Origin of the sequence: Psychrobacter sp. S1-30-MNA-CIBAN-0213 (genome assembly GCF_040309845.1) — a bacterium.
Lineage (GTDB): Bacteria > Pseudomonadota > Gammaproteobacteria > Pseudomonadales > Moraxellaceae > Psychrobacter.
The window spans coordinates 1-1,241 of record NZ_JBEOPE010000028.1; the positions used below are offsets into that span (position 1 = coordinate 1).

Here is a 1,241-nt window from a genome sequence, read left to right on the forward strand (position 1 = left end):
CCCAATGGCTACCAAGGCAAGCGCCCTGATGACGAGCTCAGCATCCCTGAGATTGCTACTCTTATTCGCGGTTTTGCCCAAGTTGGTACTAAAAAGGTCAGAATCACAGGCGGTGAACCCTCCATTCGCCGTGACGTGGTCGAGATTATTCAAACCATTAAACAAACCGAAGGCATAGAAACCGTTGCCATGACCAGTAACGGTTATAAACTTGGTAAACACTTAGCCAGTTGGCAAGCCGCTGGTCTTAATCAGCTCAACATCAGCATGGACAGCTTTGATGCAGCCACCTTTCATAAGATGACTGGCTTTAATACCTTACCTCAGCTGCTCGCTGACATGGATACCTTATTAGAAACCACGGATATCAAACTTAAGATAAACAGCGTGCTGATGGCAGAGACCGCTTTCGAAAACCTAGTCACCGCCATCGACTATGTCAAAGACAGACCCGTCACTTACCGCTTTATTGAATTTATGCAAACCAGTGATAACAGTGATTTGTTCTTTGCCCAGCATGCCCATTCTGACACCATCATCGACTATCTGATAGAGCATGGCTGGCAACCCCATGAGCGTGGTAGTAGCGATGGTCCAGCAGTAGAATACAGTCATCCAGACTATGTTGGACGCATCGGTATGATTGCCCCTTACGCTGAACACTTCTGTGATACCTGTAACCGTCTACGGGTCAGTAGCCAAGGCAAAGTACATTTGTGCTTATTTGACCAAGGCAACTACGATATCAGAGATCATCTACAACAGAATGATGTGCAAGGACTCGTTGATACCTTACATAGCTTTATGCCGATCAAACCTGAACATCATCATTTGCATGAGTCCAATAGCGGTATTATGCATAATCTATCGATTATCGGTGGTTAGGTTGGTCAGCCATCCACTTTCATTTTAACCATTAAAAACATATTTCCCGAGGAATCCTTATGAGCAAGCCCGCTGCCGAGTTTATCCCCCTTAACATTGCTATTCTAACCGTCTCTGACAGTCGTACCCTTGCAGAAGATACCTCAGGGCAGTATCTAGCAGATAGCTTGACCGAAGCAGGTCATACCTTAGCTGATCGCAAGATCATTACCGATGATATCTATCAGATAAGAGCCGTTATCAGCGGCTGGATTGCTGATCCAAAAGTCCATGCCGTGATTACCACAGGTGGTACCGGTTTCTATATCAGAGACAGCATGCCAGAGGCAGTGAGTGTTTTGTTTGATAAATCGATT

General features: G+C 45.6%; 2 protein-coding genes. Both read left to right on the plus strand.

What is annotated here, in order from left to right:
* A partial coding sequence (gene moaA / locus AAEY87_RS13810; protein WP_350657581.1) for a GTP 3',8-cyclase MoaA occupies positions 1-885 on the plus strand: 885 nt, incomplete at its 5' end.
* Positions 886-944: 59 nt separating this feature from the next.
* Positions 945-1,241 (plus strand): molybdopterin-binding protein (locus AAEY87_RS13815; protein ID WP_350657582.1); only part of this gene is annotated, 297 nt, incomplete at its 3' end.